We start from the raw sequence: 604 nt of genomic DNA, 5'->3' as shown, positions 1-604 counted from the left end.
TTAAAATCCAAACCATAAGGAGTGAATTTTTGATAGTCTTTAAAGATTTTCATATATCACATACACACTCGCCATTAATAAAAAGATATTGCACACAAACCCTATAAGCCAACTTAATTTTTTGTGTTTTTCTCCTGTGCTATAACATTTAAAAAAATAAGCTTGTAATAAACAAGGAAGTATAATAAATGTGATTGTAAAAAAAATAAAATTTATAAAGATTAAAAATTTAGAACACTTATATACTATATATTCTTGTGGTGATAATTCTTCAGCTTCTGGAGGACCGAGCATTACATATCCTCTATAAGTTTCAAGATCATAGCTAAGATAAAATATGATAATAATAGCTGTAAAAAAGATAATAAAATATATTGAAAAATAAGATTTTAAAAATTCTTTTATGTTAATTCTCATCCAATAATTTATAATAGAAAAGGCAATAAGAACGCTTAAGGCTGTAATATAAAGTATTGTATCAATAGTAACAAGCCTAAAAATAAATCCTATCAAACCCCAAAAAATAGAAAGTATAATATCTTCTCCCATTTAAACTCCTGTATTATAAAGTACATTATAAGCTTTATTTTTAAAATCAAGCTTA

General features: G+C 24.2%; 1 protein-coding gene. It reads right to left on the bottom strand.

What is annotated here, in order from left to right; genetic code table 11:
- Positions 1–39: 39 nt before the first annotated feature.
- Positions 40–549 carry a hypothetical protein gene (locus tag AJ888_RS06390; protein ID WP_002861552.1) on the bottom strand — a complete coding sequence of 170 codons (510 nt, stop codon included), beginning with the start codon at positions 547–549 and terminating at the stop codon, positions 40–42.
- Positions 550–604: the final 55 nt, after the last annotated feature.

The organism is Campylobacter sp. BCW_6467, assembly GCF_001762855.1.
GTDB classification, from domain to species: Bacteria; Campylobacterota; Campylobacteria; order Campylobacterales; family Campylobacteraceae; genus Campylobacter_D; species Campylobacter_D jejuni.
This window is presented reverse-complemented; position numbering and strand designations above follow the sequence as displayed.

What these genes read in the sequence shown, in the direction of transcription:
- AJ888_RS06390 (WP_002861552.1), bottom strand. Translation starts at nt 549, where the DNA reads ATGGGAGAAGATATTATACTTTCTATTTTTTGGGGTTTGATAGGATTT.